This window comes from Sphingosinicella sp., from assembly GCF_052387495.1.
In the GTDB taxonomy this organism is placed as follows: domain Bacteria; phylum Pseudomonadota; class Alphaproteobacteria; order Sphingomonadales; family Sphingomonadaceae; genus Allosphingosinicella.
This window is the reverse complement of record NZ_JBQTJC010000104.1, coordinates 1-3,413: the sequence shown is the minus strand read 5'-3', so window position 1 is coordinate 3,413 and position 3,413 is coordinate 1. Positions and strand designations below refer to the sequence as shown.

Annotated in this window: 4 protein-coding genes; 2 read left to right on the top strand and 2 right to left on the bottom strand. The window is 69.1% G+C overall.

Annotation, left to right across the window (positions count from 1 at the left end):
• Window positions 1–21: 21 nt before the first annotated feature.
• A complete protein-coding gene (locus ACT4N8_RS05865) occupies window positions 22–777 on the bottom strand; it encodes a 3-hydroxybutyrate dehydrogenase (protein ID WP_444857200.1) in 756 nt (251 codons plus the stop codon).
• Window positions 778–886: 109 nt separating this feature from the next.
• On the opposite strand from ACT4N8_RS05865, the gene ypfJ reads away from it, so the two are divergent.
• The gene (gene ypfJ, locus ACT4N8_RS05860; protein WP_444857199.1) at window positions 887–1,786 is read left to right on the top strand and encodes a KPN_02809 family neutral zinc metallopeptidase; all 900 of its coding nucleotides are present in this window, start codon (window positions 887–889) and stop codon (window positions 1,784–1,786) included.
• A gap of 37 nt (window positions 1,787–1,823) precedes the next feature.
• Window positions 1,824–2,699, top strand: a complete 876-nt coding sequence (locus tag ACT4N8_RS05855) for an alpha/beta fold hydrolase (RefSeq protein ID WP_444857198.1) — start codon at window positions 1,824–1,826, stop codon at window positions 2,697–2,699.
• 173 nt (window positions 2,700–2,872) lie between these two features.
• On the opposite strand, the gene ACT4N8_RS05850 is transcribed toward ACT4N8_RS05855, so the two are convergent.
• Window positions 2,873–3,413, bottom strand: a 541-nt coding sequence (locus ACT4N8_RS05850) for a TonB-dependent receptor (RefSeq protein WP_444857197.1), incomplete at its 5' end; no start/stop codon positions are given.

Below are 3,413 nucleotides of genomic sequence, written 5' to 3'. Positions count from 1 at the left end.
AGCTGTACAGCCAGTAGGCGCCTATTGCGCCGTCCAGCCGCCGTCCATGCTGAGGTTGGCGCCGGTGATGGCGGCGGCTTCGTCTCGGCATAAATAGAGGGCGAGCGCGGCGACCTGCTCGACCGTGACGAACTGCTTGGTCGGCTGGGCTGCGAGCATGACGTCGTTGACGACCTGCTCGCGGGTGAGGCCGCGCGCCTGCATCGTGTCGGGGATCTGGTTCTCGACGAGCGGGGTCCAGACGTAGCCGGGGCTGATGCAATTGACCGTCACGCCATGCGGCGCGGCCTCGAGCGCGACCGTCTTGGTGAGGCCGGCGATGCCGTGCTTGGCGGCGACATAGGCCGACTTGTTGGGGCTCGCGACCAGGCTGTGCGCCGAGGCGGTGTTGACGATCCGGCCCCAGCCTTGCTCCTTCATCGCCGGCAGCGCGAGCCGAATGGTGTGGAAGCTCGCGCTCAGGTTCAGCGCCAGGATCAGGTCCCATTTCTCCGGCGGAAACCGGTCGATCGGCGCGACATGCTGGGTGCCGGCATTGTTGACCAGGATGTCGATCGGCCCGGCCTCGGCCATCATCGCCTCGATCTCGGCTGGCCTGGTGAGGTCGGCGGCGCTGTGGGTGGCGCCGAGCTCGTCGCAAAGGCCTGCGATCTCGGCGGCGGCGCCGAAGCCGTTGAGGATCAGCCGCGCGCCCTCGCCGGCCAGGGCGCGGGCGATGGCGAGGCCGATGCCCGAGGTGGAGCCGGTAACGAGCGCGGTCTTGCCGGAAAGGAACATGGGAGCCTTTGACGAAGATGGAATCGCCGCCGCTCTCGCAGCCGCGGCGGGCGAATGCAACCGGAGCCGCCGCGGATGGTTGCAGCCGCGTAACTTCGGGAGTCTCGAAATGCGTTTCGGCGGCCGCAGGACCAGCGACAATGTGGAAAGCCAGCGCGGCATGGGCTTCGGCGGCGGGCGCGGCGGCCTCGGCGGCGGCGCCGGCCTGCTCTTCGGCCTCGTCGCCAGCCGCTTCGGGATCGGCGGGATCGTCGTGCTCTTTCTCGTGTTCGCCCTCTTTGGCGGGCTCGGCGATATTGTCGGCGGGTGCGGGCAGCAGTCGGTCGGGCCGCAGACTGGGCGGCCGGCCGAGAGCGCGGCGAACGTCTGCCAGTCCGACGAGGTGACCCGCTTCTCCTGCCAGGTGCTCGCCTCGACCGAGGAGCAATGGGGGGCGATCTACCAGGCGGCGGGCGAGCGCTACGCGCCGCCGCGCCTGGTCTTCTACGCCGGCGGCGGACGCTCGGGCTGCGGCGCCGCGGATGCCCAGATGGGCCCGTTCTACTGCCCCGCCGACCAGCGCATCTATCTCGACACCAGCTTCTTCAGCGAGCTTGCCCGCCGCTTCGGGGCGCCGGGCGATTTTGCCCAGGCCTATGTGATCGCGCACGAGGTCGGCCATCATATCCAGACGATCGACGGCACCTCGGATCGGATCCGCCGCGCCCAGTCGGCGGTGCGCGAGGGCGACGCGAACGCGATGCAGGTCCAGATGGAGTTGCAGGCCGATTGCCTCGCCGGCGTCTGGGCGTCGCGCGAGCGCGGCGCGATGGAAGCGGGCGATCTCGGGGAAGGGATGCGCGCCGCCGCCGCGATCGGCGACGACACGCTGCAGCGGGCCGAGCGCGGGACGGTGGTGCCGGAGAGCTTCACGCACGGCACGTCGGCACAAAGGCAGGAAGCACTGATGCGCGGCTACAACAGCGGCGGCAACCCGGCCGCCTGCCAAGGCTACACGCAGCGCTTCTGACCCGCTAACGTCTCCCGGGATTCGAGGGAGACCGGGGATGCTGCGTTATCTTGCCTTGCTGCTTTTCGTCTTCGCCGCGGTTCCGGCCGCCGCGCAATCCGCCTTCACCAGCGAGCGGATCAGCGTCGAGGTGCGCGGGTCCGGCCCGGACGTAGTGTTGATCCCCGGGCTCAGCTCGCATCCGCAGGTCTGGGAGAGCACGATCGCGGCGCTGCCTAACTATCGCTACCATCTCGTCCATGTCGCCGGCTTCGCGGGCAGGCCGCCACAGGCCAATGCGACCGGGCCGGTGCTCGTGCCCGTGGCCGAGGAGATCGCCCGCTACATCCGCGAAACCGGGCTGGAGCGGCCCGCGATCGTCGGCCATTCGATGGGCGGCAGCTGGGCGATGCTGGTCGCGGGCCGCAATCCCGGCTTGGTCTCGCGGGTCATGGTCGTCGACATGATGCCGTTCCTCGGCGCGATGTTCGGCGGGCCCACCGCGACCGCGGCAAGCCTGCGCCCGATCGCCGAGCAGATTCGCGCCGCGATGAGCACGGCCACGGCAGAAGCACGGCGCCAGCAGATCGAGCAGACCATCGCCGGGATGGTGCGCACCGAAGCGCTGCGCCCGCGCGTGATCGAGCAATCGCTGGCCAGCCATTCGCCGACTTCGGCTCAAGGCTTCTACGATCTCGTTACGACCGATTTGCGGCCCGAGGTCGCGCGGATAACGGTTCCGTTTACGGTGCTGTGGGTCCAGCCGCCCGGCGCCCCGGTCACCGTCGAGCAGATGACCGGCTATTACGCGGCGTCGTATGCCGGCGCGCCGCACGCGGTGGTGCGGCAGATTCCGGATTCCTATCACTTCATCATGTTCGATCAGCCGGAGGTCTTCCAGACCATCCTCCGCGAATTCCTCGCCGCCTCCTGAAACGCGCGGCGCCGGCGTGACGGCTGCTGTCACGCCGGCGCCAGTGATCGAGCAAATGGGGAGAGTCGTTCACTGAGCGGCTCTCGCGAGCCGTTCCCCGGCGTATTGTCACTAATGCGAATGAATTGCAATAGGGCGCGAACGCTTTGCGCCCGGTCGGATGGGCGCCGTCTTCAGAAGCGGACCCGGAGCGTGCCGCGCGCGCCGATCGGCGCCCCGGTGGTGATGTTGTTGTCGTTATGGGCGGTCGGGAAATAGGTCTCGTCGAGCACATTCTGGACGTTGACCTGCGCCTCGATGCCTTCCGCCAGGCGGAAGAAGATGGCTGCATCGACCCGGGTGAAAGCGGGCAGCTCGACGGCATTGCTGATCGAGGCGAAGCTGCGCGACTGATGGTGGAGGCCGAGGCCGAGGCCGAAGCCGAAGCGCGGCGAGAGATCGTAGCGCGTCCACAGGCCGAGCTGGTGGCGCGGCACCTGCGGAACCTCGCGCCCGGCCGGCGCGGCCGAAGTGGTGCGGCGGATCTCCGCGTCCTGCAGCGCGTAGCCGAAGCTCAATTGCCAGTTCGGACGGAGCTGGCCGGAGACCTCCAGCTCGAGGCCGCGGCTGCGCTGCTCGCCCGTCACGACGACCTGACCCGGATTGGGGCCGGGGGCGCGCGTGTTGGTCCGGTCGAGCTGGTACAGGGCAGCGGAGAGCAACAGGCCGTCGCGC

Bases quoted from the DNA above. Each gene is read 5' to 3' on its own strand.
- ACT4N8_RS05865 (WP_444857200.1), bottom strand. From the start codon at position 777: ATGTTCCTTTCCGGCAAGACCGCGCTCGTTACCGGCTCCACCTCGGGC.
- ypfJ (WP_444857199.1), top strand. From the start codon at position 887: ATGCGTTTCGGCGGCCGCAGGACCAGCGACAATGTGGAAAGCCAGCGC.
- ACT4N8_RS05855 (WP_444857198.1), top strand. From the start codon at position 1,824: ATGCTGCGTTATCTTGCCTTGCTGCTTTTCGTCTTCGCCGCGGTTCCG.